Origin of the sequence: Lactiplantibacillus fabifermentans DSM 21115, from assembly GCF_000498955.2 — a bacterium.
GTDB classification, from domain to species: Bacteria; Bacillota; Bacilli; order Lactobacillales; family Lactobacillaceae; genus Lactiplantibacillus; species Lactiplantibacillus fabifermentans.
The window spans coordinates 31572-33088 of record NZ_AYGX02000053.1; the positions used below are offsets into that span (position 1 = coordinate 31572).

At 40.5% G+C, this 1517-nt stretch carries 3 protein-coding genes; all 3 read right to left on the minus strand.

Annotated features, from left to right (window positions below; translation table 11 throughout):
- Positions 1 to 29: 29 nt before the first annotated feature.
- From DY78_RS04725 to DY78_RS04735, 3 genes are read right to left on the minus strand one after another with little or no spacing between them, the layout of a single operon-like run.
- Complete coding sequence (locus DY78_RS04725; RefSeq protein WP_056993501.1) at positions 30 to 461, minus strand: transcriptional regulator; 432 nt, start codon at positions 459 to 461, stop codon at positions 30 to 32.
- Between the two features lie 32 nt (positions 462 to 493).
- A complete protein-coding gene (locus DY78_RS04730; protein ID WP_024624390.1) occupies positions 494 to 745 on the minus strand; it encodes a hypothetical protein in 252 nt (83 codons plus the stop codon).
- The gene (locus DY78_RS04735) at positions 738 to 1148 is read right to left on the minus strand and encodes a YopX family protein (protein WP_024624391.1); all 411 of its coding nucleotides are present in this window, start codon (positions 1146 to 1148) and stop codon (positions 738 to 740) included. Before DY78_RS04735 ends, DY78_RS04730 begins: the two co-directional genes overlap by 8 nt.
- Positions 1149 to 1517 lie beyond the last annotated feature (369 nt).

The following is a 1517-nucleotide window of genomic DNA, read 5'->3' on the forward strand; positions in this document are numbered from 1 at the left end:
GCACGATTACAGGGGTCAAAAATACGCAATTAATACGCGATTTCATATAATCCCAATCCTTTAGCACATTCCGTAATAAACTCATTTCTTAATTTAAACGCCTTAGTATGACTAACATTGATTAAGTGATTTGTAATCAGTCCATCAATCGTGTATTGCTGATGCTTCTTAAAGTATAGTTCATTTATAATTACTTCCGTATCACGGCCAACACCATCTAAGCAATCGTCAATCACTTCCCGCTGATGTTTCAAAGCATTAATGTGTCGATCGTCATCAATCGTGATAATCGTGTTGAGTGTCGTTTCCGGATACTTGTATTGCGCCTTGCCACCTCCAACATTATCATCATGAGGGACAGTTGGATAACGCAATTCTTGTTCACGTTTCTCGATATACTCGTCAATCTTGGGATAGTCACGTAGAATATCTTCAACTTTTCTAATCGTCGTTCGTTTCACTACCAATTCCCCTTTCACTCAACTTCATAATGTCAGTAATGAAGTCCTGGCAACTCGGCATACGTCTGCTTGAATACGTTATCCACAATCGGCCAATGTTCTCCATTAACGCCTGTTGCGATCCAATCACCAACTCCTAGAATCAAAGGCCCTTCTAACGTCTGAATCGTGTAATCCGGGTCTAGTGGCATAGGTGGCGTGATATTGTATTTTTTAACCATCTCGTCACTTCCATCAAACTGTTCGGCCTTGATAGTGGCCGTTTTACGATAAATTTTAATCATGATCAACCTCCAGTAGTTCCGGATTCTCGTGCACGTTGCCAATAATTTCAATTTCACCAATGTGGTCACTAACCAACATTTCATTGCCAGTAGCCACGTCTTCTCCCAGAATATAGCTGTTTCCATCTTCGATGATAATTTGTGAAATTTTTGGTTGAGCATACGTATAGTTAGACTTAACAATGTCGCCCTCATAAACATCTTGACCATTCACGTCTTTCAGGCCGGTAAACTGTTTAACAGCATACCGCTCATTATTTAAGAAATCACCAAAGCAAGACTCATCATATTCGGCATATTCGCCATCATCATATTTCACGAACCCGCTCAACGTGTCATAAGCGTCCTGCACATTGTAAAGATAGATTTCGTTTTCCTTGTCCCACGCTCTAAACTTAATCATCGTCGCCATCTCCAATCATCTGTTAGAACTCGATAGTTCCAGCGCTATCACAACCCATGCTGCAACACCGATAAAAGTAACCCCATGCCAAAATCCGTCTAAAAAGTTCGCAATAATTAGTGCCAAACAAAGCAATAATGCCATTACCAAACCGATTTTATTTCTAGTGCTCATTTTCAATCCTCCCCGAACGTTTCAAACGCCCGCTTGCGTTCCTCGTTAGTTGGTTCCTTGACGATTATCATGATTAATCCTCTGGAATTAAAGCAACATAGTCACCTTTAAACTTTGCGTGAGAATAATCAATGCCGTGCTTATCAAGATACTTTTTGATGTCCGGAATTGTGTCATAAGCATCTGGCTTCTCTG

What these genes read in the sequence shown, in the direction of transcription:
- DY78_RS04730 (WP_024624390.1), bottom strand. Translation starts at nt 745, where the DNA reads ATGATTAAAATTTATCGTAAAACGGCCACTATCAAGGCCGAACAGTTT.
- DY78_RS04735 (WP_024624391.1), bottom strand. Translation starts at nt 1,148, where the DNA reads ATGATTAAGTTTAGAGCGTGGGACAAGGAAAACGAAATCTATCTTTAC.